This is a genomic window from Shinella sp. WSD5-1 (assembly GCF_963942435.1).
In the GTDB taxonomy this organism is placed as follows: Bacteria; Pseudomonadota; Alphaproteobacteria; order Rhizobiales; family Rhizobiaceae; genus Shinella; species Shinella yambaruensis.
In genome coordinates this window covers 72753-93226 of sequence record NZ_OZ012603.1, presented here as the reverse complement: position 1 = coordinate 93226, position 20474 = coordinate 72753, and the positions used below count along the sequence as shown (strand labels likewise).

General features: G+C 60.6%; 31 protein-coding genes. 16 read left to right on the top strand and 15 right to left on the bottom strand.

All coding sequences use genetic code 11. The features are described from left to right. Positions 1-516: 516 nt before the first annotated feature. The 7 genes from AABQ55_RS34575 to AABQ55_RS34545 form a co-directional block, all read right to left on the bottom strand. Positions 517-933, bottom strand: coding sequence for a hypothetical protein (locus tag AABQ55_RS34575; RefSeq protein WP_272809269.1), 417 nt, complete (start codon positions 931-933; stop codon positions 517-519). Continuing rightward, positions 926-1183, bottom strand: a complete 258-nt coding sequence (locus tag AABQ55_RS34570; RefSeq protein ID WP_272809270.1) for a type II toxin-antitoxin system Phd/YefM family antitoxin — start codon at positions 1181-1183, stop codon at positions 926-928. The genes AABQ55_RS34575 and AABQ55_RS34570 overlap by 8 nt, the downstream gene beginning before the upstream one ends. 377 nt (positions 1184-1560) lie before the next feature. Next, entirely contained in the window at positions 1561-1986 is a 426-nt protein-coding gene (locus AABQ55_RS34565; protein ID WP_272809271.1) for a type II toxin-antitoxin system VapC family toxin, read from the bottom strand. Then, positions 1986-2240 carry a type II toxin-antitoxin system Phd/YefM family antitoxin gene (locus tag AABQ55_RS34560; protein WP_272809272.1) on the bottom strand — a complete coding sequence of 85 codons (255 nt, stop codon included), beginning with the start codon at positions 2238-2240 and terminating at the stop codon, positions 1986-1988. The genes AABQ55_RS34565 and AABQ55_RS34560 overlap by 1 nt, the downstream gene beginning before the upstream one ends. 300 nt (positions 2241-2540) lie before the next feature. Continuing rightward, complete coding sequence (locus tag AABQ55_RS34555) at positions 2541-2714, bottom strand: hypothetical protein (protein WP_272809273.1); 174 nt, start codon at positions 2712-2714, stop codon at positions 2541-2543. Positions 2715-2745: 31 nt separating this feature from the next. Then, a complete protein-coding gene (locus tag AABQ55_RS34550) occupies positions 2746-3627 on the bottom strand; it encodes a hypothetical protein (RefSeq protein WP_272809274.1) in 882 nt (293 codons plus the stop codon). After that, positions 3627-3947, bottom strand: a complete 321-nt coding sequence (locus AABQ55_RS34545; protein WP_272809275.1) for a DUF736 domain-containing protein — start codon at positions 3945-3947, stop codon at positions 3627-3629. Before AABQ55_RS34545 ends, AABQ55_RS34550 begins: the two co-directional genes overlap by 1 nt. A 504-nt stretch (positions 3948-4451) precedes the next feature. Here AABQ55_RS34545 and AABQ55_RS34540 point away from each other — a divergent pair. Next, the gene (locus AABQ55_RS34540; RefSeq protein WP_272809276.1) at positions 4452-4763 is read left to right on the top strand and encodes a hypothetical protein; all 312 of its coding nucleotides are present in this window, start codon (positions 4452-4454) and stop codon (positions 4761-4763) included. Between the two features lie 8 nt (positions 4764-4771). On the opposite strand, the gene AABQ55_RS34535 is transcribed toward AABQ55_RS34540, so the two are convergent. Continuing rightward, positions 4772-5020: a hypothetical protein gene (locus AABQ55_RS34535; protein ID WP_272809277.1), complete on the bottom strand. Its 249-nt coding sequence runs from the start codon at positions 5018-5020 to the stop codon at positions 4772-4774. A gap of 165 nt (positions 5021-5185) precedes the next feature. Between AABQ55_RS34535 and AABQ55_RS34530 the strand changes: the two genes are divergently transcribed. Together AABQ55_RS34530 and AABQ55_RS34525 are read left to right on the top strand one after the other, a co-directional pair. Continuing rightward, positions 5186-5623, top strand: a complete 438-nt coding sequence (locus AABQ55_RS34530; protein ID WP_272809278.1) for a VOC family protein — start codon at positions 5186-5188, stop codon at positions 5621-5623. 61 nt (positions 5624-5684) lie between these two features. Further along, positions 5685-5996 (top strand): DUF7673 family protein, encoded by a 312-nt coding sequence (locus AABQ55_RS34525; protein WP_336314415.1) that lies wholly within the window; start codon positions 5685-5687, stop codon positions 5994-5996. A 178-nt stretch (positions 5997-6174) separates the two neighbouring features. Here AABQ55_RS34525 and AABQ55_RS34520 read toward each other — a convergent pair whose 3' ends face one another. The 3 genes from AABQ55_RS34520 to AABQ55_RS34510 all read right to left on the bottom strand — a co-directional run bounded on the left by AABQ55_RS34520 (position 6175) and on the right by AABQ55_RS34510 (position 8316). Further along, entirely contained in the window at positions 6175-6963 is a 789-nt protein-coding gene (locus AABQ55_RS34520) for a DUF932 domain-containing protein (protein ID WP_272809279.1), read from the bottom strand. 492 nt (positions 6964-7455) lie between these two features. After that, complete coding sequence (locus tag AABQ55_RS34515) at positions 7456-7773, bottom strand: single-stranded DNA-binding protein (RefSeq protein ID WP_272809280.1); 318 nt, start codon at positions 7771-7773, stop codon at positions 7456-7458. 33 nt (positions 7774-7806) lie between these two features. Beyond that, positions 7807-8316: a hypothetical protein gene (locus tag AABQ55_RS34510; protein ID WP_272809281.1), complete on the bottom strand. Its 510-nt coding sequence runs from the start codon at positions 8314-8316 to the stop codon at positions 7807-7809. Between the two features lie 49 nt (positions 8317-8365). On the opposite strand from AABQ55_RS34510, the gene AABQ55_RS34505 reads away from it, so the two are divergent. Together AABQ55_RS34505 and AABQ55_RS34500 are read left to right on the top strand one after the other, a co-directional pair. Beyond that, positions 8366-8632, top strand: a complete 267-nt coding sequence (locus AABQ55_RS34505) for a helix-turn-helix domain-containing protein (protein WP_272809282.1) — start codon at positions 8366-8368, stop codon at positions 8630-8632. Between the two features lie 124 nt (positions 8633-8756). Then, positions 8757-9185 (top strand): hypothetical protein, encoded by a 429-nt coding sequence (locus tag AABQ55_RS34500; RefSeq protein ID WP_272809283.1) that lies wholly within the window; start codon positions 8757-8759, stop codon positions 9183-9185. Between the two features lie 86 nt (positions 9186-9271). On the opposite strand, the gene AABQ55_RS34495 is transcribed toward AABQ55_RS34500, so the two are convergent. Both AABQ55_RS34495 and AABQ55_RS34490 read right to left on the bottom strand, forming a co-directional pair. Further along, on the bottom strand, positions 9272-9670 hold the full coding sequence (locus AABQ55_RS34495; protein WP_272809284.1) for a hypothetical protein: 399 nt from the start codon (positions 9668-9670) through the stop codon (positions 9272-9274). A gap of 582 nt (positions 9671-10252) precedes the next feature. Beyond that, positions 10253-11071 carry a hypothetical protein gene (locus AABQ55_RS34490; protein ID WP_272809285.1) on the bottom strand — a complete coding sequence of 273 codons (819 nt, stop codon included), beginning with the start codon at positions 11069-11071 and terminating at the stop codon, positions 10253-10255. A 452-nt stretch (positions 11072-11523) separates the two neighbouring features. Here AABQ55_RS34490 and AABQ55_RS34485 point away from each other — a divergent pair, with 452 nt between their 5' ends. Beyond that, on the top strand, positions 11524-11730 hold the full coding sequence (locus AABQ55_RS34485; protein ID WP_272809286.1) for a hypothetical protein: 207 nt from the start codon (positions 11524-11526) through the stop codon (positions 11728-11730). Here AABQ55_RS34485 and AABQ55_RS34480 read toward each other — a convergent pair whose 3' ends face one another. Beyond that, positions 11731-12240 carry a thermonuclease family protein gene (locus tag AABQ55_RS34480; RefSeq protein WP_272809287.1) on the bottom strand — a complete coding sequence of 170 codons (510 nt, stop codon included), beginning with the start codon at positions 12238-12240 and terminating at the stop codon, positions 11731-11733. It abuts the gene before it with no gap. Continuing rightward, a complete protein-coding gene (locus AABQ55_RS34475; protein ID WP_272809288.1) occupies positions 12230-12856 on the bottom strand; it encodes a hypothetical protein in 627 nt (208 codons plus the stop codon). The genes AABQ55_RS34480 and AABQ55_RS34475 overlap by 11 nt, the downstream gene beginning before the upstream one ends. A gap of 80 nt (positions 12857-12936) precedes the next feature. On the opposite strand from AABQ55_RS34475, the gene AABQ55_RS34470 reads away from it, so the two are divergent. From AABQ55_RS34470 to AABQ55_RS34425, 10 genes are read left to right on the top strand one after another with little or no spacing between them, the layout of a single operon-like run. Continuing rightward, positions 12937-13497: a lytic transglycosylase domain-containing protein gene (locus AABQ55_RS34470; protein ID WP_272809289.1), complete on the top strand. Its 561-nt coding sequence runs from the start codon at positions 12937-12939 to the stop codon at positions 13495-13497. A gap of 45 nt (positions 13498-13542) precedes the next feature. Next, positions 13543-13866 (top strand): TrbC/VirB2 family protein, encoded by a 324-nt coding sequence (locus AABQ55_RS34465; protein ID WP_272809290.1) that lies wholly within the window; start codon positions 13543-13545, stop codon positions 13864-13866. A gap of 1 nt (position 13867) precedes the next feature. Beyond that, the gene (locus AABQ55_RS34460) at positions 13868-14158 is read left to right on the top strand and encodes a type IV secretion system protein VirB3 (RefSeq protein WP_272809291.1); all 291 of its coding nucleotides are present in this window, start codon (positions 13868-13870) and stop codon (positions 14156-14158) included. Continuing rightward, complete coding sequence (locus AABQ55_RS34455; RefSeq protein WP_272809292.1) at positions 14155-16566, top strand: VirB4 family type IV secretion/conjugal transfer ATPase; 2412 nt, start codon at positions 14155-14157, stop codon at positions 16564-16566. Before AABQ55_RS34460 ends, AABQ55_RS34455 begins: the two co-directional genes overlap by 4 nt. After that, the gene (locus tag AABQ55_RS34450; RefSeq protein WP_272809293.1) at positions 16559-17722 is read left to right on the top strand and encodes a transglycosylase SLT domain-containing protein; all 1164 of its coding nucleotides are present in this window, start codon (positions 16559-16561) and stop codon (positions 17720-17722) included. The genes AABQ55_RS34455 and AABQ55_RS34450 overlap by 8 nt, the downstream gene beginning before the upstream one ends. Before the next feature lie 10 nt (positions 17723-17732). After that, positions 17733-18449 (top strand): type IV secretion system protein, encoded by a 717-nt coding sequence (locus AABQ55_RS34445; RefSeq protein ID WP_272809294.1) that lies wholly within the window; start codon positions 17733-17735, stop codon positions 18447-18449. A 6-nt stretch (positions 18450-18455) separates the two neighbouring features. Next, the gene (locus AABQ55_RS34440; RefSeq protein WP_272809295.1) at positions 18456-18629 is read left to right on the top strand and encodes a hypothetical protein; all 174 of its coding nucleotides are present in this window, start codon (positions 18456-18458) and stop codon (positions 18627-18629) included. A 4-nt stretch (positions 18630-18633) separates the two neighbouring features. Continuing rightward, entirely contained in the window at positions 18634-19653 is a 1020-nt protein-coding gene (locus AABQ55_RS34435) for a type IV secretion system protein (RefSeq protein WP_272809296.1), read from the top strand. A 55-nt stretch (positions 19654-19708) separates the two neighbouring features. Then, positions 19709-19945, top strand: a complete 237-nt coding sequence (locus AABQ55_RS34430) for a hypothetical protein (protein ID WP_272809297.1) — start codon at positions 19709-19711, stop codon at positions 19943-19945. Between the two features lie 16 nt (positions 19946-19961). Next, the gene (locus AABQ55_RS34425) at positions 19962-20333 is read left to right on the top strand and encodes a hypothetical protein (protein ID WP_272809298.1); all 372 of its coding nucleotides are present in this window, start codon (positions 19962-19964) and stop codon (positions 20331-20333) included. Positions 20334-20474 lie beyond the last annotated feature (141 nt).

Genomic DNA, 20474 nt, shown 5'->3' with positions numbered 1-20474 from the left:
CAAGGGGTCGTGACGGGGAAAAAACGGAAGGTTCAGCCGCAGGCGGAAAGCCATTTTTTTGCCGGCGCGACAAGCGGCTGTGCCGCGCCTGCCCCTTGATCCGAAAGGCCGGCGCTGTCATGGGGCGGAAACAGAGATGCGGCCCGGCGTCGGGCCTCAGTGCCGGGGGCGCAAGCCACCGACCGGACAAGCGATCGTTACCGGGATCGGCGGAGACGGCCGCAGGCAGGCTCCGTGCCATTGGCATAGAGCGCGGCCGACCGGAACGGGCGATGGCCTGACAGCATACCGAGGAACATCACATTCATGAAAAAACGCCCGTTTCCCACGAGGCTCCGGAAAACCCTTCGGCGCTATTGGGGAGCGCGGGTTTCCTCCGCCTGCTCCGCTCACCGACAAGCCGGCTCGCTCCGGCCGCGGCCGCGCCGTCCTCACGGCGCTGCGGCTGGAAAACGGTCTGCATCACCGGGAAAAATCAGCACGAAGAAGAGAAGAGCCAACAGATTGAGGCTCGGTCTATTCCGTCCTGCTCACCCGCGCAGCCGGCTCGGCAAGGAACGGCTTAAAGGCCGCGGCGACCTTGGCGAGAAAACCCTTGCTGAAGCTGCCCAGCATCTCGGCGTTGGGATCGTAATAGAAGGACATTTCCGCGATATCGTGGTTGAACTCCGAAACGGTGATCCAGGCGTCCTTCCAGTCACGGATGCCAGCGCGCCGGCATTCGAGCTGCGGGATTTCGAGCGCGGCTTGATCGGGACGTGGCGGCGTGCCGGAGATGGCTAGAATCACGAGATGGGTCTGCGTACCCTTGGGGATGGCCAGCACCATGCAGACGGGGCGTGACTTACGCCCTTCCGTTTCGCCCTTGTCGCGCTGCCACGCCCAGAGATACGGATAGCGAAAGATGGAGCCGTTGGCCGGAATCTCAGCCATCGGCGTCCGGCCCTTCCGCGATCAGGCGGTCCAGTTCGGGCATGATAAGATCGACCAATTCCTTCGGCGCTTCGCCCGCAGCATAAACGCGCCGGGGATCTCCCCGGCTTTTCATCGCCTCGAACTCATCGTAGGTCATGAGGACGTAGCGCGGCTTGCGGTGCTGCGTGATGGCGACCGGCTGGCGGTCCGCCGCCATGGTGACGGTCTTGATGTCGCGCAGCAGATCGACGGTGGTGAATTTCTGCATGGGCGGCCTCCTTCAACTAAGTCGAATTATACGAATAAATCGACTATTTCACAAGCCGAAAACCGTCGCCTGGGAATAGCAGCGGGCGCGGCGGAACACTGCAGAAGACCACCACCACCGAAAACCACCCGTTTCCCACGAGGCTCCGAAAAGCCCTTCGACGCTATTGCGGAAGAGCGGGTTTCCTCCACCTGCTCGCCTGGGGCTCGCTGCGGCCGCGGCCGCGCCGTCTTCACGGCGCTGCGGCTGGAAAACGGTCTGTATCACCATAATACAGTCGGCCACAAAGAGAGTGTTGGCTGGAAGCGAAAGCGTGAATCGATTTCATCGTCTCCATCCGCCGTTGGACATAACGGCGGGATCGAATCGTCGGAATGCTATTCTGAGAGGTCCCACGGATTGACGAGTGGGACACCCATGCCGTCGAAATCCCGGATGTTGCGTGTCACCAGGGTCATGCGACGGGTGAAGGCCGTCGCCGCGATATAGGCGTCGTTGATCGGCTTGGGATCAGGCACATGCCATCGGGCCGCCTGAACGGCCGCCGCCTCGTCCAGGGGCAGGATACGACCCGAAAACGTCGTGAGGACGGTATTTTCGAGCCAGTTGCGCAATACTTTTCCGGCGGCGGGATCATTGTGCTCCACCAGCCGCACACCAATTTCCAGCTCGTGCAGCACAACAGACGAAATGAAGGTCTCGGCCGGATCGACGGTTTCGTTCCAGACCACGACGTTGGGATGCGCCCTGCCGCTCGCAACCTTGCGCAGTTCGGACACGACATTGGTATCGAGCAACAGCATTAGGACAGATCGACCGGCCGGGCATGCTCGGTGCGCTGCGGGAGCGGCAAGTCGACGTCTTCCGCCCCTGGCGCGGCCAGCATGTCACCGAGCGTCCGCATCTTGCCGGTGAGCCGCTTGTACTCGTCAAACGACAAAAGCACATGCGCTGGCCGCCCCCTATCGGTGATGATGACAGGCCCCCCGTTGGCGGCCCGCTTTGCGCGGCCAAGATCTTGATTGAGTTCACGGCCTGAAAGTGTGGTGATGGCCATATCAAGCCTCCGAGAGTCGTGGTTACGTAACCACATTTAGTCCGTTTGAGCCGGAGTTGCAAGATGCCACTGCGCTGAGCGAACGAATGGAGCGTCGCGCTTCGCCTCGGGCGAGCAGGGGAGGGCCTTTGGGGCTCCTCTCGCACCGCTTTGCGCCCGCTCGATGCGGGCGCAAAGCGGTCACTGGCGCTGCTGCCCCTCCACGACGGGACGAGTGACAGGGTCGAACCCGATGACGGCCTCGTCGTCTCTCCTCTCGCCTTTCAGAAGGGTGATCGTGTAGCGGCTCGTTCGTGGTCCTCACTTTGCAAATTTCACTCCCATCTTCCACCATGGATCGTCAAAGTCCGGAATCTCGACGTCGCCACTTTGAAACCCCTCGATGGCGCTCTCGTGACCGGCCGCATCGATCTCCACGGTGATCCTGCATTCGGCGCGGAATGTTTGGATGATGGTAAGCGTCTGCTTGCTCACTGGCGTTTTCCTTTCCCGCTCGTGCCAACGACTAAAAGGCGAACGCGGCTTGACCGCTTGCCTGCACATAGGAGGCGCTATCGCCGGCTGCGTAACGCTCGCGCCCAAGCTCGGACCATTGGAGGAAACCGGCCCGATCATGGCGAAACCAGCCGTCCTCGATGCCGAAGATCATCCCCCACGCCACGATCTCGGCGGACAAGCGGCCGCTATTAATCGGCCAATGCTCCGCGCCCTTTTCCTGACGGCAAAGGCTCGGGGCCGAAAAGGCGCGGATGGTGGTGCTGCGCTCGCCGGGTTCTTGCGCGCCGGCCGCGTCCATGACCTTTCGGGTGTCGGCAATCGAGATGTAGCCGGACGCCTTTTTGTCCTCGTGATGGGAATAGCGGCATCCGAAGGCCACAGCCCGCATGATGCAGTGCGGCTCGGTGAATTCCCGCGTTTCCAGCAATTCTCGCCAATTCCCCGCCATGATCAGATCGACGGCGTGCCACCAGCAGGCGGTCGGCGCGGTGGAATAGTCGTGACGGTTCGGCGCGCCGTTGCGGGCGATTTCCAAACCCAGCATGGCCTCGACGTGGCGCACATAGGGATGGTCGGCCAAGAGAGGATGGCGAAGGCCGAGGGTACGCGGCTGATTGTCATCGGGGCGGCAAACCTCGATGGGAAAGCGGAACATGCGCGACGGCAGGTTCCACGGCGCAGGCAGATCGAAATTGTGCGGGACCGACAGGGAGTTGTTGATATCGAGAATAGCAAGGTTGGGCGCAAAGCCCTTCACCACAAGCGCAACGCCCAGCGTGTCGATGTTCGGGGCATCCATGATCATATCCTTGAAATCGTCGTCGAAGATTTCCGCGTGCGCCGAAGGGGAACAATCCCCCTCGGCCGGCCGGTGTTTCAGTAGCGCCATCACTCCCAGGGAATAACGGCCATCAGGTCTTCGTCGTCCTGACCGGGAAAGCGGCCGAGATTGGCATTGAGCCGGCCATGGCCGGTGTTCACGGAGAGGCTGAGATAGCCGCCGCCTTTCTGGTTCTTCTTCTTCCAGATGCCGCCGACTTCGATGCGCCGCCCACGCGGGGACTTGGCAAAGAGGCGATAGAGCGGCGCTTTCGCATTGGTGCTGGTGAAGGGTTCGCCGCTGATATCGAGGTCGTAAGAGATCGAGGCAATGTTCCCGCTGATCGTGTTGTCTTCGTTGACGCGGATGAAGTTGGAAAGTTCGGTCATGGTCTGTCTCCTGAGTTTGCGTTTCCCGAAGGGAAGCCCCCTTGGGCGAAGCCTCTCCGGTCTTTCCGGGGGAATGGCCTCTGACATTCCCCCGGACGGAGCGGGGAGGGCGACAGCCCGCCCTGCGGCGACGGTCGGACGGGTCAAGGGGTCGTGACGGGGAAAAAACGGAAGGTTCGGCCGCAGGCGGAAAGCCGTTTATTTGCCGGCGCGACAAGCGGCTGTGCCGCGCCTGCCCCTTGATCCGAACGACCGGCGCTGTCATGGGGCGGAAACAGAGGTGCGGCCCGGCGTCGGGCCTCAGTGCCGGGGGTGTAGCCACCGACTGGACAAGCGATCGTTACCGGCATCGGCGGAGACGGCCGCAGGCTGGCTCCGTGCTTCGCATAGAGCGCGTCCGACCGGGACGGGCGGTGGCCCAACTGGCATTTCTGCGAGTTGCCGATGCCAATCCTGCAGCGACGCTCCGATCCGACAGGGATGACTCGCTGAAGGAGAAAAGCAATGGAGACGGCGCCAACCCCCATCCTCTATACCGTGACCGGCAAGTCGCACCTTGGCGAACACCGCTGGGACGACCCTTCCGTGCCGGCCTATTTCTTCCAGGACAGGGACACGGCGAGACAGGCGTTGCTGGACTTGCGTGCTGATCTGCTGGCTGGTCTCGATCCCGACGATAGTCCGCTCTGCCTGGAAAAGATCGAAACCGTTCCGATGACGGCCGCCGCTATCATGGCTTTGCTGAATGACGGTTTTGCTGCCATCATCAATTACGCGGTCATCGAAACGATAGGCCCGGCACCCGACGCCGCCTGATGAAGCGATCAGTTGACGAGCGTCGGTCGCGGCAGCACCCGTTCGCTCACGGGGCAACCTTCCTGAAGCTTGGTCCAGGAAGAGACGTTAAGCTTCATCTCGCAGCGGGCAAGATAGGAACCGCCGTCGACACGAAGGCAGGATGTTTCGCCGAGCTTGAACATGACGCCGCGATTTCGGCATTTGCAGTTGTGGGCATCTGCCCCGGTATGGATCAGGGCCATGATCAGGCCGGCTACGAGCACTCCAAGACGCATGGCTGAGGCTCCTACCGATGTACAGCCAGACTACACCCGCTCCCCGACATCGTCAAAGTAGCCACCTGTCATCCCTTCGCCTGGATGGCTGGAAGGTTCCACGGGCGACGTTGCTCGGACAAGTGACCGCATATAGATTGCAACGACACCTGGGAGATCGGAACCATGGCGCTGAAGCGAATGGACAATGTCGGGATCGTGGTCGAAGACCTCGATGCCATGATCGATTTCTTTCTCGAACTCGGCCTTGAACTGGAAGGACGGGCGATGATCGAGGGCGAGTGGGCCGGGCGCGTCACTGGTCTCGGCGACCAGCATGTCGAGATCGCCATGATGCGGACGCCCGACGGCCACAGCCGGCTCGAACTCTCCCGCTTCCTCAGACCAACCGTTATCGCAGATCATCGAACTGCCCCGGTCAACGCTCTGGGTTACCTCCGCGTCATGTTTACCGTCGACGATATCGGCGAGACCCTCGAACGGTTGCACACGCACGGCGCGCAGCTCGTCGGCGAAGTCGTCGACTACAAGGACGTTTATCGGCTCTGCTACATCCGAGGGCCTGAGGGGCTGCTGATCGGGCTCGCCCAAGAACTCAGCTAAGCGCAATACCAGTTTCCGCCGCCATCAGGCGTAGGCGCCGACCGATAATAGGGAGAATAACATGGCTATGTCCGGCCATGAACGCGCTGCCTTCGAACGGCTACTGAAAATCGCGAGAAGCGACACCGGGCAGTCGCGGCGCGTGGCGGCGTTTATCCTGGCATGGTGGAACGCCGGCAGCCTCGGCGGTTTCGATCTGGCGGACCTCTTCGGCGTCGATCAGGCGATTGCCGCCGACATGGGAACGGTCTTCATCTGCCTCGGTCGCCAATCCGAAGCGTTCTATCCGGAAGACTATCAAACGGAGATCAAGGCACTTATCGAGGCGTGGCGGCCTGAGATCTGGGCCGCAAGCCAAAACTCACCGGCCTGACGGGCGGGAAGGGAGTTCGAGGGATGGGGCTTTGGGGCACCCCTCGTCCTGCCCCGCGCCGCTCGACGCGGTGAGGGGCAGGCATACGGCAACCGGCGCTGACCAAGTCGCGGTTCCACAAACGCAAAAAGACGTCCGACCTTTCGGCCGGGCGTCCCTGTATGAATAATAGGTCTGCTCACGCCTTTAGCGCGGCCATCCTTTCGCCCAGCAACCACAGGGCCTTGTTGAGCTTGATATCCTGATCAATCCCGTTGACGGCGCGGGATTTCACGCGGCGCGGCCTGCCGAGGTCGTCGCGGCCGACGCCACGCAAGCCTCCTTTGATGGCGTTTTCCTGAACCACGTTCCACGTCGTCCAGAGGTCGTTGGCGCGGTCGTCGTGGCGGCGGGGAACAAGCAACTGTTCCGGCTTGATCGGCGTGGTGGTCTCACCTTCATTGTCTCCGAAGCGAAGAACATGGGCGGCATCCGCCAGAATTCTTGCCTCCTCGGAGTTCATGCGCATGGTCGACCAATCCTGCGGGGCGGCAAGGGTGCGTTCGGCTTCGCCGAGGACACGATAGGTGCCCTCGATAACCTTGTGCTGCACGTCGCCGGAATGGCGGACCTTGATGGCGTCGATGGTGCCGGTCTGCGTCACCAAGGAATTCAGGCAACGGACGCGGAAAAGTCCAGCCATCAATTCGTAGGCGCTGGTTCCGTCATTGGCGTTTTTGAGGAGGATTTCGCAAACGGTGTCCCCGACATTATAGACCTTGCCGTCGCCGATGCGGCGCATACGGATAAGATGCTTGGTGAAATCGGCCTTGCCCTCGATACGGCTGCGGGACTGCTTCGCGCCGACCGGCATGAAACCTTCGTTCATGAGGCCGCGCAGCACCTCGATGGTCGGGATTGGTTTGAAACGCTCGGACCGGCTCTCATGGGCGGTCACGGCAAAGATCGACGGCGCGATGCGGCGCATTTCGGTTTCGGTCAGGGCGCGGCCGGTGTCGAAACGGGCGGTCTCGGTGTAGATGCTCATTGTCTGTCTCCTGTTTTCCCGTTTCCCGAAGGGAAGCCCCTTTCGGGCGAAGCCTCCCCGGTCTTTCCGGGGGAATGGCCTCTGACATTCCCCCGGACGGAGCGGGGAGGGCGACAGCTCGCCCTGCGGCGACGGTCGGACAGGTCAAGGGGTCGTGGCGGGGAAAAAACGGAAGGTTCGGCCGCAGGCGGAAAGCCGTTTTTTCGCCGGCGCGACAAGCGGCTGTGCCGCGCCTGCCCCTTGATCCGAACGACCGGCGCTGTCATGGGGCGGAAACAAAGGTGCGGCCCGGCGACGGGCCTCAGTGCCGGGAGCGTAGCCACCGACCGGACAAGCGATCGTTACCGAGATCGGCGAAGACGGCCGCAGGCTGGCTTCGTGCTTCGCACAGAGCGCGGCCGACCGGAACGGGCGGTGGCCCATGGCCTGCAGTCAGGATGGCTTCTTCGCGAGGAGATTGAAGAGCTGCGCGATGACATCGGTGGTGTAAACCTGTTCCCCGTCGCGTTCGTAGCTGAAATTCGAGATCCGGGACTCGACATAGACGAGATCGCCCTGCCCGACATTTTCTTCGATCCACGCGGCCTGCTTCTTGTCGAGGATCGTTACCTGTGTCCAGTCGGTGGCGGTTTTCCGCTCGCCGTCGGCCTGCCATTCGCGATTGGTGGCGATGTTCACCTTCAGCACATTTTTTAGTTTCAGGATGTTTCCGACGTGGCCGAGCAGGGTGTGACGGTTGACAGTCCGCATGGATTTAAACCTTCCTTAACCGCTAGAATCCGTTTATTTGTGCAACTCGAACCAATGCCGCTCGGTTTGGCCAGAGGTGTCATTCTTGATGTCGAAGAAATAAGGCTCTGACCTAAGCGGTCGAGACATGGAGACGGTTTGTATGCAGCTCCGCTGCCGATCAGAGTTGTAGAGGCTGTGCGTGTTGCCTTGGCAAACGTTGACTGTCTTGATGCACAGATCGCCTTCCCTGGCGAAGCCGTTGCGGTCTCTGCTGCTGCCCACCTGATATCCTTCCGGGCATTCCGCATATTGCTCGAAACCCGGCGCTCCGCTGGCTGCCTCCGGGCAGGCGGGCCAACTGAAACCGGGCTTCTTCATCGCAGACATCAGGCGGTTCATCGGTGGGAAACAGGCGGGCACGCCTCTCCAAGATGGATTGGACGACGAAGCGCAGAGCAAGACTTCGCAACCCCATTCGCTGCCCGCGGCGGGGGCCGCGAACACGGCGACCGCGAGAAGCACGCCGACGGTGACGTAGACAGGTTTGGAATTGACAGGCATCGGCCACCCTTTCTAGAAACACAACAATAAATAAATTATAGTTTATACGATGACGACGATCAAGCGCAAGAAGACCGACACTGACCTGGGGACGATGATCCTGCGAAACATGGCGATCGTCATGGAGCGCGAGCGAGAGAAGCGTGCCCTGACAAAAAAGGAATTTGCGCAACTCTGCGAGATTACCACGCCGTATTATTTCAGCATGCTTGACGCTACGGCGAACCCATCGTTGCAGGTCATTGCGCGGATCAGCTTAAATCTGAAGGTCCCGATGGAGGAGCTGTTGATGGGCGTTCGACCAAAAGATAGCTGAATCAGGTGGCCCAGGTCGCTTTCGTCGTCGTAAAAAGGCGCTGCACCAAATGTGAAATATAGTTTATCATTTTCCCCCGTATCAATGAGCCGGACGTGGCGTTCGGACCAATAGGGGATGATGGATGTTGAACTATCCGCTGATTTCGGCGCTGCTGCTAAACGCGACCACCGCAAGCGCGGGGGACAATCCGATGTGGCGCAGCAGCTTCACGTGGTCCTGCAAATTCACCTCGGTCATACGATGCGAGCGATCGGTCGATTGCGCATCAAGCGGCGAGGCGGGAAGGCTAGAGTTGGCCTACCGCGAGAACCATCTGGTTGACGGCGAGGGCCAGGCCCATCAGATCAAACGTCACTATGTTCAAACGGTCACGGACAGCCCGATCGTGAGCGAGGTAAAAATCGAGCTCGATACGAACGAAGTGCTCTGGCTTTCACCAGCCGATGGGGCAGGGGCATTTTCCGACAACTGGGTCGGTGTTATGCTATCGCCGAAAGCAGGTGTGATCGTTCAGGAGCTTCGACCACTGATCTGCAAGCCGATAAAATAGTGCGCCGCCGCCTCTGGTTATTGTGCCGCCTGATGAAAGTCGCTGATGATCGCGTCTGGACCCTGCTATATTTCCATCCCAGTGCCTTATGCGACCTGACGACTGTGTTTGAGCCTCAGCGCCCAAGCGCCGATAGTCTCGCTGTTGTCTGCCCTCTTCGCTCTAAGACGAGAGAAGCCGGGCACGAGGGTTAGCTTAACGTCGAACATCACCGGGATGGAGTAGATGTCCGCCGCGTGACGGTTCTGAAACGCTGCCTCAGCCTCTTCGACGAAGGTCGGTCCGATATCCCTGAAAACCGATAGCAGAAGGAGGACGATCGCTGTACCAGAGATTGCCAATGAGGTGCCGAACGGGGTTACGGCGGAGCTGGCAGCGGAGGCGAATGGATAAATCGTTGACGGTACGAACACGGCCACAACAAACAGGACTGCCTCCCACCAGAGGCGGGGCGCACGCGGCCTACTGTTTGACGCTTCAGACATTCCATCATCCATCGCTGTTGTCGGCGCGCCCAGACTCTTAGAGGATATTCAAAGACCGATCAACCAACGCATACCCGACTTTTGTCACGTTATATCATATCGTGTAAGTTTCATTATGGAACTAAGCTATTGATTCTATTACCTAGTAGGTGATTAGGCTGAAGGTGGCAAACGCACCTTCGTCTGTCGCTTGGGAAAGTTATAACCGACATCCGTCTTGATAGGCCCTCGCGAGTTCGACGTCGTATCGCCTCCCACACCTGCACGTAGACCTCTTCGCCCTCGTCATCGCAAGGCTGAAGCAGATAAGGTGGCGTGCCGGCTCATACAGAAGCGCCTGCTTCGTCGCCTCGGGTCCGCACGAAGATCATAGGCCCACAACAGGCATGCGCTGTGCAGGTGAGAGACGTTCGGCTCGTCCAACGGGGGCGATTGTTCAGGAGCCTGTCGCTTCATCAACACCATCGAGGGCTCGGTTGGGCGAGCAACACATTCCTCGTCTTCGCGCCCGTGGACTACCATGGAACTTACCCGTAGATCCAGCCGTGCGGGACCGAAGGGGCCTCCGTTCTGCCGCTCCCTTCATGTCGAACCGCTGGTTCCGTCACGTATTCCCGGCCGGTTTGAAAACCACGCGCACCTCAACTGTGGAATCGTATTCACCGCCACCTTGGAGGGGACGCTTCCATGAACGCTGAATCTGTGAATCTCTATCGTGGCGCTCAAGTTTTTGAGGGGGGTCGACCACCAAGGGCGAAGTGCTGACGTTTCCGGGCGCCCGCGCTTGCGAATTGCTCGATGGCCGGCCAACCAGTCGAGCCAGCGACGGCAGACGATCCGGATCGTGTTCGGGCGATGCCACCTTCGATTCATCCGGTTTTCCGTAACGGTGACCAGTCCCATCTGCGCCGCGTCGCGGATCGCGTAGCGCGCGGTCGTGCATCCGACGCCTGCGCGAGCGGCTATTTCCGGAAGCGACATGCCGGAAAACCCATGGTCGATGACGGCGCAGGCGATAACAGCGAGAACCGCCAGCTTGCTGACGGTAAGCGTCTTGGCGATGCATGTCGGAATGATGCAATCCTTGGCGAGCGCGCGGCGGCGCAGCCGGCCAGCCGCTCGTTTGCCCTCGGGAATGTTTAGCCGCCGGCAATTCGGTCGAATTGCCGACAGGGCGACGGGACCGACCGGCCCCCTGCCCGACCAGGGTTCCGTTCGAACCGTTCTGCGTTGATGCTCGATGACCGGCGCTAGATACTCCATCTCGTTGTCGCCCAATAGCCCTTCTCCATTCAAGATCCAGGCGGATTTTGCGCACTCGTCGATCTGCTGAAGGGTGCGCGCTGCAAGCAGGCGCGCCAATAGGTTCGGCCCATAGGCCGTCGGGGATGCGGCAAGCATGATCTCTCCTTTTTATCGGCGGCGGAGAGAAGTCCAAGACGCACGTATTCGTGGCAAGAATTAACTTGCAGCGGTCTCTTCAATGTGCGAGAAAATCGGTGGCTATAAGACTTTCCGCACATCATCGTGTGTCTCTGAACCTGTCTCTCCGAGGCGGGTTTTATTTTGTCTACGGCATAGGGCCTCCTTGGCTCGTTCGCTGACATAGCGAGTCGCAAAGCTAATTATATTTTACGGACGAAACAAACATAAACCTACCCATGCCGTGAAAACACCGCTTTTGACTCGTGTACGGGTTGCGCGCGACATTGGGCTTGGCGGAGGATTCGCCCGGCCCGCTATCACCTCATCGACTGCACTTGCGCTGACATGCGTGCGCAACGGACAGAGCGAACTATCATCCTCCTGGACGCCGGCGGCGCAGGGACGGTGACAGGAAAGGATGACCGTAAATGGCCATTGAGAATGCCGCTGAGCTGGTGAAACTCCTCGCCAACGAATTTAACCGCCGCGGAACCAAGCCTGACGAATTCGGCGAGCTGACTGGCATCTCCGAAGAGCGCCTTGAACTTCTCCGGAAAGGAGCGTGGAACAAGCTGACGCTTCGGGAAATCGCGATTATCAGCGAGACCCTTCACGTCGATCTCTGGAGGCAGTGACTATTCCTGCCTCAGCATCACGGAAGCGGGATGAACGAAGGTTCCAGCCCACAGGCCGTTTCGGTCTTCCTTCGCAGCAGATTCAGCAACGGCATAGGCCGACGATACCGGCGCTCCGGAGGGGAATACGGCGGCAAATGCAGCGCCCGAGGAAATGAGCGCGGTCCCAACATCGACGGTCGTCCCATCGATCTCGGCCGCGCAGACGACGAAGGTGGCGCCGTCCTTGGCGTCGCCGAGCGGCTGGCAGCCGACGGAGCCGGTCGAGAACAGTGCAGCAATGGACGCGATCGAACGCATCCCGCAATCGACATCTTCTCCCTTAGGTGAGCGATAGGTCGTTCCACGAAGGCATGCCTGAACGCCGAACAGCCTGAACTTCCGGCTTTTATAGGCCCAGGTATCGCCCGTCTCAAAGGTGACGGCGGCCGGAAACGAGATGGTCTGCTCCTGCGCGGCGGCAGAAGAGGCGGCTAGCACGGCGATGGCCACCAAAAGCTCAATCCGCATTCTGGAATCCCATCGATCGTGAAAGTGAATGCGACACCTCAAGGTCAGGGCGGCGGGAGCGGCCGTCCGGTGTCCGCCCGATCGCGGCAAGGCCGAGGAAGACCATGCTGTCATCGTCGTTTGCGGTCTTGAACGGCACGCCCTTGCCTCCGACGAGGACGAAACATGACGCCGGTGTGGTCTGCCCATCGGCAGGCGCAAGCAGCAAGGTTTTGCACAGGATGACGCTGGCCCGTCTATTGTAGACCGCATCGGTATAGTCACGCGCCGCCTCCGTGCAGTTCCAGGTCTGCACCCGATTGTAGACGACGGTTTCGCTCGGGCAGGCGGTCAGGCCGCGCAAGGCAATCTTCCTGCCCGCGATCGTTCGATGAACCGGACCGTCGATCTCGACCTGTCCTTCCAGCTTCTCGACCGACCGCGCCGCAAGTTTCCCTTCGGCGTCGTAACGCTCCAGCGCGAATACCTTCGAACCCTGCGCCGCGAACTGGCGGAGGTATTCGGGAGACGGTTCCACATAGGGATTCTCGCCTTCTGCGACGGCGAAAGACACGCCTCCGATCAGCAGCAGGCCAGCCAAACCGAGAACTTTGAGTTGTTTGTGCATAGCAGCCATAGCCATTTCCGAATTGACAGGTGAATCCTACGCGAGATAACTATAATTTACTCGACGATACGGCAACCCGGACAAGCGCATTGAAAACAACCCTGCTTATGCTCCTCATTTCGACGTCGGCGACTACCGCGCAAGCCTGTGAGCCGGTCGATAGCGACGGCGTTCTGGAACTGGTGCGGACAATCGCCAATGAGGAAGAACTGGACCCCGATCTGGCGCTCGCTGTGGTTGATGTCGAGAGCGCCGGCGGCAGGCACCAGGTCTCCGACGCCGGCGCCGTCGGCATTATGCAGCTGATGCCGGAAACCGCCTCTGACTATGGCGTGACGGACCGATGCGATCCGGAATCCAACATCCGCGCCGGCGTCCGCTACCTCAAGAAGCTCTATGGCGAGTTCGACGATCCGCTGTTGATGCTCGCCGCCTACAATGCCGGTCCAGAGCGCGTCTATCAGAAGGGCGGCATTCCCGAGTTCAACGAGACGGCCCAGTACATTGTCAAGGTGATGAACCGCTGGACGCTGAACGGCAAGGCGTCGGCGGCCGATGAGAAGCGCCGCGGGAACAGCAACCCTCGCAAAGAGACGGTCGCGCTCGCGCCCTCTCCCTGGCGCGACCAACACGTCTGGACCGCCGAATAGCGCCGGTCCTCAACTTCATCCTCCCAAGATCAGAGGGACATCAGAATGAGCATTTTCCCGAACACGACGCGCCCGCGCGGCAAGGCCCTCCTGTCATTGGCGCTACTTGCGACTTCCATCGCGCTGGTCCCGGAATCCGCCTATGCGCAGTCGGCAGCCCCTGTCGAAGGCATCCTCGAATGGTTCGTCGGCGTGCTGCAGGGCAATGTTGCGCGCTCGCTCGCGATCATCGCCGTCTGCTTTCTCGGATTCCTTTTTCTGACCGGGCGAATGGCCTGGCAGGGTGCGATTTCCATCGTCATCGGCATCGCCATCATCTTCGGCGCCGCCGAGCTGGTCGATGCCATGAAGGCGGCGGGGGGCGTCTGACATGCGTGACGACACTCCCGATGTTGAACCACTGATTCAGCCGCTGACCCGGCCGCCGATGTATTTCGGGGTCGATATCATCGTGTTCGTGGTGAACGGCATTTTCGGGATCGTCGTCTTCATCGCGTCGTCGAGTTTCCTGGCGCCGCTGGTCGTCCTGCCCGTCCATTTCATCGCGCTGTACCTCTGCCAGCGGGACATCCACATCGTCCGCGTGGCGCAGGTTTTCCTGTCGATACGCCGGGCGATCCGTAACCGACGCTTCTGGAAAGCGGGGAGCTACGCCCCATGAATATCGTCAATCACGATCTGAAGTTCGGCCGCGAGCGCGCCCGTGATCTCGGGATCGGCACCCACGTGCCCTACCTCCGCCATGTCGACGAAGAAACGATCGTCACCAAATCCGGCCTGCTGTTGCAGGTGATCCGGCTATCCGGCCTGCCATACCAGACGATGGATCAGTCGGAAATCAATGCCCGCCTCGCAAACCGCAACATGACGGTCCGCTCGCTTGGATCATCACGTTTCGCGCTCTACGCCACCATAATCCGGCGACAGACCAAGCCGGCAATCGACGGCGGTTTCGACAACCCCTTCGCCGACGAGCTGAATGCCCGTTACATGGACGGGCTGCAGCACCGAACGATGTTCGTCAACGAGCTTTACGTGACCGTGATCCGCCGGCCGATGACCGGCCGCGCCGGCAAGGTCGACCGCATGTTCGACATCTTCCGCATAGCCGACAACGAGGTCGAAGCACGAGGTGAAGCGCTACGCGACCTGAAGGACATGGTGTCCGGCATTGTCGGCGATTTCCGCTCCTACCGTCCGGAAATCCTCTCCTGTGTCACCCGTGACGGCGGCCTCTACTCTGAGCCCGCCGAGTTCTTCGCCAAGATCCTTGCCGCTGGCGACGAGCGGACGATGCCCCTCCCCCGCATGTCGCTCGCCGACTATATCGGGACTGGCCGGATCATGTTCGGCCGCAAGGCGACGGAAATCTGGTCGGCGGATGGCGCGACCTCAAAGGTCGCCGCCATGGTGTCGATCAAGGAATACCCGCCAATGACGACGCCCGGCCAGCTCGACGGGCTGCTGCGCCTCCCCTACGAACTCATCGTCACGCATTCCTTCGCCCCGGAGGACCGGACAACGGTCACGGAGGCGATCGCCACCATCAGCCGGCAGATTTCCAATTCCGACGATGGCGGCACGGCGGTTGAGGATGATATCGAGACGGCGCGTGACCGGCTGGCCTCAGGTGAAGTGGTGTTCGGAAAACATCACATGACGGTGGGCGTGCTTGAGCGCGACCTGTCGCGCCTCAACCGAGCCGTCGCCGATGTCACTGCCGAACTGGCACGCATGGGCGTCGTTGCTGTTCGCGAGGACCTCAATCAGGAGGCGGCCTGGTGGGCACAATTACCGACCAACTTTTCATACATCGCCCGGCAAGGGCTGATCTCGTCGGTCAACTTCGCCGGCCTGTTCTCCGCGCACAATTTCCCGTCCGGTCAGACGCAGAAGGTCCATTGGGGGCTGCCGATCTCGCTGCTGGAGACCACCAGCCAGACCGCCTATTTCTTCAATTTCCACGAGGCGGATGTCGGCAACTTCACGGTCATCGGCCCGACCGGCTCGGGCAAGACGGTGGCGCTGTCCTTCCTATTGGCCCAGGGCATGCGCGTCGAACCGCGCCCGCGCTGCGTCTTCATCGACAAGGATCGCGGTGGCGAGATCTTCGTGCGCGCGATGGGCGGCCGCTACGAGCGGCTATCGCCGGGCGAACCGACCGGCTTTGCGCCGTTGCAGCTTGACGACACCCCGACTAACCGGAGCTTCGGCAAGACGCTGGTCTCCTACCTCGTCACACCCTCGGACCGGGTGCTGAATGCCGAGGAGATGGCGGTGATCTCCGATGCGGTCGACAGCATCTACACCGACTTCGAGCGGCCACAGCGGCGTCTCGACATGCTGGCCGAGGCGCTGCGCGGGCGGATGCGCTCCGGCATTGGCGACCTCGCCGACCGGCTGAAGGAATGGACCACGGGCGACAAGGGCTGGCTGTTCAACAACCCGAACGACAAACTAGATTTTGCCGGCTCAGTGATCGGCTTCGACATGACGGAGATCCTGTCCGACAAGCGCACGCGCTCGGCAGCGCTCCTCTATATGTTCCATCGCATTCAGGAAATCCTCGACGGCCGCCCCTCGATGATCTTCCTCGACGAAGGCTGGCGCTTGCTCAATGACGAGGTCTTCTCCGGCTTCATCAAGGACTGGCTGAAGACGATCCGCAAAATGAACGGCATCGTCGGCTTCGGCACGCAGTCGGCCGCAGACGTCGTGCGCTCCGACCTCCGCAACACAATCATCGAACAGACGATGACCAATATCTTTTTCCCGAACGCTTCCGCCGATGAGGAAAGTTACCGCAAGGCGTTCGGCCTCTCCGAGAAGGAATTTCGGTTCGTGAAGCAGGCGGACAAGACGAGCCGCACCTTCCTCATCAAACACGCCCAGGACTCGGTGATCGCGCGGCTCGACCTGTCGGCGATGCCCGACCTGGTGAAGGTCTTGTCCGGACGACCGGAGACGGTTCGCGAGTGCCAAACGCTCCGCCAGGCCTATGGCGACGAGCCGGGCGCGTGGCTCCCGCATTTCTGTGGCTGGACGATCTCGGAGGCGACCGATGCGTAGAACGATCCTGCTCCTCCTTTCTGCCGCGCTCGTCACCGCGCCGGCGCCCGTCGCCTTCGCGGACATTCCCGTGATCGACGATGACATGAAGGAAAAGCGTGCCGAGGACGAAGACCATTCGAAGAAGGACTCCGAAACGCAGGTCGACCAGCTCGAAAAGCAGACGGTGACGAATTGCAACATCTCCCAGAAGGAGAAGAACCGCCGCCTCTATCGCTCGCCGGCGCAAGCCGTGAACGAGGACGCCAAGAACGTCGAGCTGATCAAGCATTATGCGAAAAAGCACAACGTTCCGGTCGGCCTTGCCCTTTCGGTGGCGCATGCCGAGTCTGGAATTTCGACTTGCTCGGGTTCTCCGACCGGCGTGAAGGGCGTGATGCAGCTGACGAAGCGTACCGGCAAGGGCATGGGTTTCGACCGTGATATCAACGAGGAGAACATCGAGGGCGGCGTCAAATACCTCGGCATCGGCGTCAACAAGTGCGGCAGCACCGATTATGCCTGCCTCGCGTCCTGGTACAACGGCTCGACCGCGGCGGAGCAGAAGAACTGGGCCGGCAAGGTCGGCCGGAACCATGGCTGGTTTAATTCATTCGCCGGCGGCTCGAACATCGAGGACATCTCCTCGCCGTCCTATAAATCCTATGTCGATTACGGTTCCGGAGCGACCCGCAGTTCCAACAGCACCGCGGCCGGCGCGGTCAACCGTGCCGTTTCGGGGATCGACGCAAGCACCGCACGCGTCCAGGAGGCAGGCCGCCGCATCGATGCGCTGTCGGCTTCGGTCGGCGCGTCGGAGATCTATCAGGATGCCTGGGACGACAACACGCAGGCCCGCGCCGTCAATGCCGAGTTGCTGAACAACCTGATCACGGCCCGCAACCTGTTCAACGAGCTGCTGCAGGCGCGCATGCAGATGCGGCTTTCGAAAACGTCCGAGACGGCCAAGACCCTGAAATCCGACAGCAAGGTCAACCCCTACAGCTGCGATCCGGTCATCCTCGAAGAGATGAAGGTGCCGCGCGAGGATTGGCCGCGCTGCGCCGTGGTCGCGGCCGCCGACGCCGATAACGAAATTCTCTCGTCCGGCGGCAGCGACCGCTCGATCGGCAACAATCTTCTATCCATCCAGAACGCCGCCAAAGCGGCCGATTAAGGGGATTCCCATGAACAAGCTGCTTATCGTCTCCGCCGCCCTCGCCTTCTCAACGCCGGCGCTCGCCGATATTCCGGTGATCGACAACACCAATCTCGCCATCGCCAAGAAAAATGCCGAGAACACCGGCGAGATCATGAAAACCAACACCAACATCCTCGAAAAGACCAAGGAGATCCTCGGCGCGCTCTCCGGTAGCCGCGACGGCTCGATGGGGATTTCTTCGACCGGCCTCGGCGGCAACATGTCGGTCTCGGCCGCACCGTCCTTCAGCTCGATCATGAACGGCGGCACGCTGTCGTTCGGTGGGCTTGGCTCAGACGCGCAGAATATCGCAGCGACGCTGATCAACGGCTTGCAGCTGGTTAAACAGGTCAAGGCGATCGTCGAAGGCGAGGATGCCGGCGCGATGAACAATGCCTTTTCCGGCGCGGTCAATACCGTGGCGCTGCTCTCGGCGCTGACGCAGCAGGCATCGAAAGGTGTGTCTCATCGCGAGCAATCGCTTCAGTCGGCCACCGGCCAGATCGGCTCGGCCGAGGACGTGAAGGGCTCGGTCGACGCCAACACTCGCATGCAGCTGGAGACGGCGCGCACCATCAACGAGCTGGTCGGTGTCTCGAATGGCGCGGTCTCGGCGCTGAACACCGAAATGCAGATGCGGCTGACCCAGCAGTCGGAGACGGCCAAGATGCTGCAGTACAAAGACGTCAACCCGTTCAAGTGAGGCCGCATGCGATTGCCCGTTGCCATCATGCTCTCCGGTCTCGCGCTGCTCGCCGGCTGCCAGACGAAGGGTGAGAAGAAAGCCCCCTGCCCACCGATCTCCGGCTATATCGAGGCCGACGATCTGTGCGGTCCGGCCATACCGGTCAACGACGCCTTCGCGCCCGTCCTGAAGGAATAGACGGATGGCGGCGACCACGATCATCTCGGACATCTTCTCGAAGCTCGACGCCATCGGCGAGACGTTCATCAAGAACGCCTATGACGGCCTCGCGCTTCAGGTGAATGTCCTGTTCGGGTCGATGCTCACCCTCTATGTCCTCTGGTGGGGCTATATGATCCTCGCAGGCCGCGACGGTTTCTCCGTGCCGGAGGCGGCGTGGCGCTTTGGCCGCGCCTTCTTCATCTATTATATGGCGACGAACTGGGGCGCATTTTCCGCCACGATTTATAAGCTCGTGCAGGAGGTGCCAAACCTCATCTCCGACACGATTATCGAATCGATCGCTGGTTCCGGTGGTGCGCTCGATGGCGGCACCGGCGACACGACTGGCGTCGTGAAGATCCTCGACGCCGTGTTCGAGACCGCAGGTAAGATTTATGAGCAGGTAGCTACCGGCACCTTCGAATATGTCGGCGCTCTTATCGGTGCGATCGTCTTCGTCGTCGCGATGACCTTCATCGCCGTTGCGGCGGCCGCGATCCTCGCCGCCAAGCTGATGCTGTTCATCACCCTGGCGCTGGCGCCGGTGTTCATCATCCTGGCGCTTTACCGCTGGACCTTCCGCTTCACCGACGGCTGGCTGCTGCTAATGGTCAATATGATGGTGACGCAGACCTTGATGATGGCGTTCCTCGCATTCCTCTACCAGCTGATCGAGCTGGCGATCAACACGGCCAACAACACCGCAACCGAAAGCAAGCTCTCCTATGTCGCGCCGTTTGTCATCGTCTGCCTGCTCGGGATAGTGGTGTTTCGGTTTATCCCGTCATTCGCCGCATCCATCGTTGGGGGCAGTGTGTTGGGGCAAGGTGATTCCGCCTTCATGGGCGGCCGGCGCTCGGTCGCCTATGCTGAACGCCAGGCGACCGGACGCGCCCGAATCTTGCGGGCCGGCCTTGGGCGCCGCCGCACATCGTCGGATGTGCAGGCAGCGCGCGCCCGCGCTATCCAGCGAGAAACTGAAAAAAACGGGCAACTTTAGGGTAGTCTTTCATGCGCATTCTTTATAACTATAGTTTATCCGAGGGAGAAAGGCCGTGGATCAGCCCTGGCAAGATGATCGTCGGCGCTCCGCCGCCATGGACGCGCAACACCGTCACAACGAGGAGATGGCTGAAAGCGATCGCACCGAAACAAAGAAAGGCGGTGGCTTCGGCTATCTGGTGTTCATGGTCACTGTCATTTTCTTCAAGCCCTTCGCCGAGTATTGCATCGATCTCTACAACACGCTGGCCGGATACGCTCATAGCCTCGCCGCCTTGTTCGGCCTTTGATCGCGGAGGATTCGTGATGAGCAACATCACCTCGACGATGATTGCGCTCGCGTTGCTTGTTCCCGTTACGGCATGGTCTCAATCGCCAAGCTCGATCCTGCCTCTGTTGACCGGCGCGTATGCACCGGCCGAAGGTGGCTGCGAAGCCGCAGCCGCAGCGTTCATCTATGTCGAGGACAAGGGAATCGGCGCGAACAAGACTGCCGGCAAAGTTCTTTCCGTCAAACAGGTCGGCGGAACCTATGTTCTCGATGTGCTGTGGGTCGAAGCCGGGTCCGATGAACCCGACGGCGACCGCGACACGGTCCGCATCGAGGTGAAGGATGATCGCTCCTTCCACTTCTCCAATACAGCGTCGAAGAAAAGGCTGATGAAGTGGTGCAGCTAGGTCTTCGGACGACTGTACCACGGACTGAACGCTCCACGAATCCAGGCAAACCAGCCCTCACCTCAGCACCGATTTGGCCGGTAGAGGTGATCGCTCGGCCTGACGAATAAACTATATTTAACTCCGCGGGATTGGCGGTTT

Bases quoted from the DNA above. Each gene is read 5' to 3' on its own strand.
- AABQ55_RS34575 (WP_272809269.1), bottom strand. From the start codon at position 933: ATGGCTGAGATTCCGGCCAACGGCTCCATCTTTCGCTATCCGTATCTC.
- AABQ55_RS34570 (WP_272809270.1), bottom strand. From the start codon at position 1,183: ATGCAGAAATTCACCACCGTCGATCTGCTGCGCGACATCAAGACCGTC.
- AABQ55_RS34565 (WP_272809271.1), bottom strand. From the start codon at position 1,986: ATGCTGTTGCTCGATACCAATGTCGTGTCCGAACTGCGCAAGGTTGCG.
- AABQ55_RS34560 (WP_272809272.1), bottom strand. From the start codon at position 2,240: ATGGCCATCACCACACTTTCAGGCCGTGAACTCAATCAAGATCTTGGC.
- AABQ55_RS34550 (WP_272809274.1), bottom strand. From the start codon at position 3,627: ATGGCGCTACTGAAACACCGGCCGGCCGAGGGGGATTGTTCCCCTTCG.
- AABQ55_RS34545 (WP_272809275.1), bottom strand. From the start codon at position 3,947: ATGACCGAACTTTCCAACTTCATCCGCGTCAACGAAGACAACACGATC.
- AABQ55_RS34540 (WP_272809276.1), top strand. From the start codon at position 4,452: ATGGAGACGGCGCCAACCCCCATCCTCTATACCGTGACCGGCAAGTCG.
- AABQ55_RS34535 (WP_272809277.1), bottom strand. From the start codon at position 5,020: ATGCGTCTTGGAGTGCTCGTAGCCGGCCTGATCATGGCCCTGATCCAT.
- AABQ55_RS34530 (WP_272809278.1), top strand. From the start codon at position 5,186: ATGGCGCTGAAGCGAATGGACAATGTCGGGATCGTGGTCGAAGACCTC.
- AABQ55_RS34525 (WP_336314415.1), top strand. From the start codon at position 5,685: ATGGCTATGTCCGGCCATGAACGCGCTGCCTTCGAACGGCTACTGAAA.
- AABQ55_RS34520 (WP_272809279.1), bottom strand. From the start codon at position 6,963: ATGCGCCGCATCGCGCCGTCGATCTTTGCCGTGACCGCCCATGAGAGC.
- AABQ55_RS34515 (WP_272809280.1), bottom strand. From the start codon at position 7,773: ATGCGGACTGTCAACCGTCACACCCTGCTCGGCCACGTCGGAAACATC.
- AABQ55_RS34510 (WP_272809281.1), bottom strand. From the start codon at position 8,316: ATGCCTGTCAATTCCAAACCTGTCTACGTCACCGTCGGCGTGCTTCTC.
- AABQ55_RS34505 (WP_272809282.1), top strand. From the start codon at position 8,366: ATGACGACGATCAAGCGCAAGAAGACCGACACTGACCTGGGGACGATG.
- AABQ55_RS34500 (WP_272809283.1), top strand. From the start codon at position 8,757: ATGTTGAACTATCCGCTGATTTCGGCGCTGCTGCTAAACGCGACCACC.
- AABQ55_RS34495 (WP_272809284.1), bottom strand. From the start codon at position 9,670: ATGTCTGAAGCGTCAAACAGTAGGCCGCGTGCGCCCCGCCTCTGGTGG.
- AABQ55_RS34490 (WP_272809285.1), bottom strand. From the start codon at position 11,071: ATGCTTGCCGCATCCCCGACGGCCTATGGGCCGAACCTATTGGCGCGC.
- AABQ55_RS34485 (WP_272809286.1), top strand. From the start codon at position 11,524: ATGGCCATTGAGAATGCCGCTGAGCTGGTGAAACTCCTCGCCAACGAA.
- AABQ55_RS34480 (WP_272809287.1), bottom strand. From the start codon at position 12,240: ATGCGGATTGAGCTTTTGGTGGCCATCGCCGTGCTAGCCGCCTCTTCT.
- AABQ55_RS34475 (WP_272809288.1), bottom strand. From the start codon at position 12,856: ATGGCTGCTATGCACAAACAACTCAAAGTTCTCGGTTTGGCTGGCCTG.
- AABQ55_RS34465 (WP_272809290.1), top strand. From the start codon at position 13,543: ATGAGCATTTTCCCGAACACGACGCGCCCGCGCGGCAAGGCCCTCCTG.
- AABQ55_RS34460 (WP_272809291.1), top strand. From the start codon at position 13,868: ATGCGTGACGACACTCCCGATGTTGAACCACTGATTCAGCCGCTGACC.
- AABQ55_RS34455 (WP_272809292.1), top strand. From the start codon at position 14,155: ATGAATATCGTCAATCACGATCTGAAGTTCGGCCGCGAGCGCGCCCGT.
- AABQ55_RS34450 (WP_272809293.1), top strand. From the start codon at position 16,559: ATGCGTAGAACGATCCTGCTCCTCCTTTCTGCCGCGCTCGTCACCGCG.
- AABQ55_RS34445 (WP_272809294.1), top strand. From the start codon at position 17,733: ATGAACAAGCTGCTTATCGTCTCCGCCGCCCTCGCCTTCTCAACGCCG.
- AABQ55_RS34440 (WP_272809295.1), top strand. From the start codon at position 18,456: ATGCGATTGCCCGTTGCCATCATGCTCTCCGGTCTCGCGCTGCTCGCC.
- AABQ55_RS34435 (WP_272809296.1), top strand. From the start codon at position 18,634: ATGGCGGCGACCACGATCATCTCGGACATCTTCTCGAAGCTCGACGCC.
- AABQ55_RS34425 (WP_272809298.1), top strand. From the start codon at position 19,962: ATGAGCAACATCACCTCGACGATGATTGCGCTCGCGTTGCTTGTTCCC.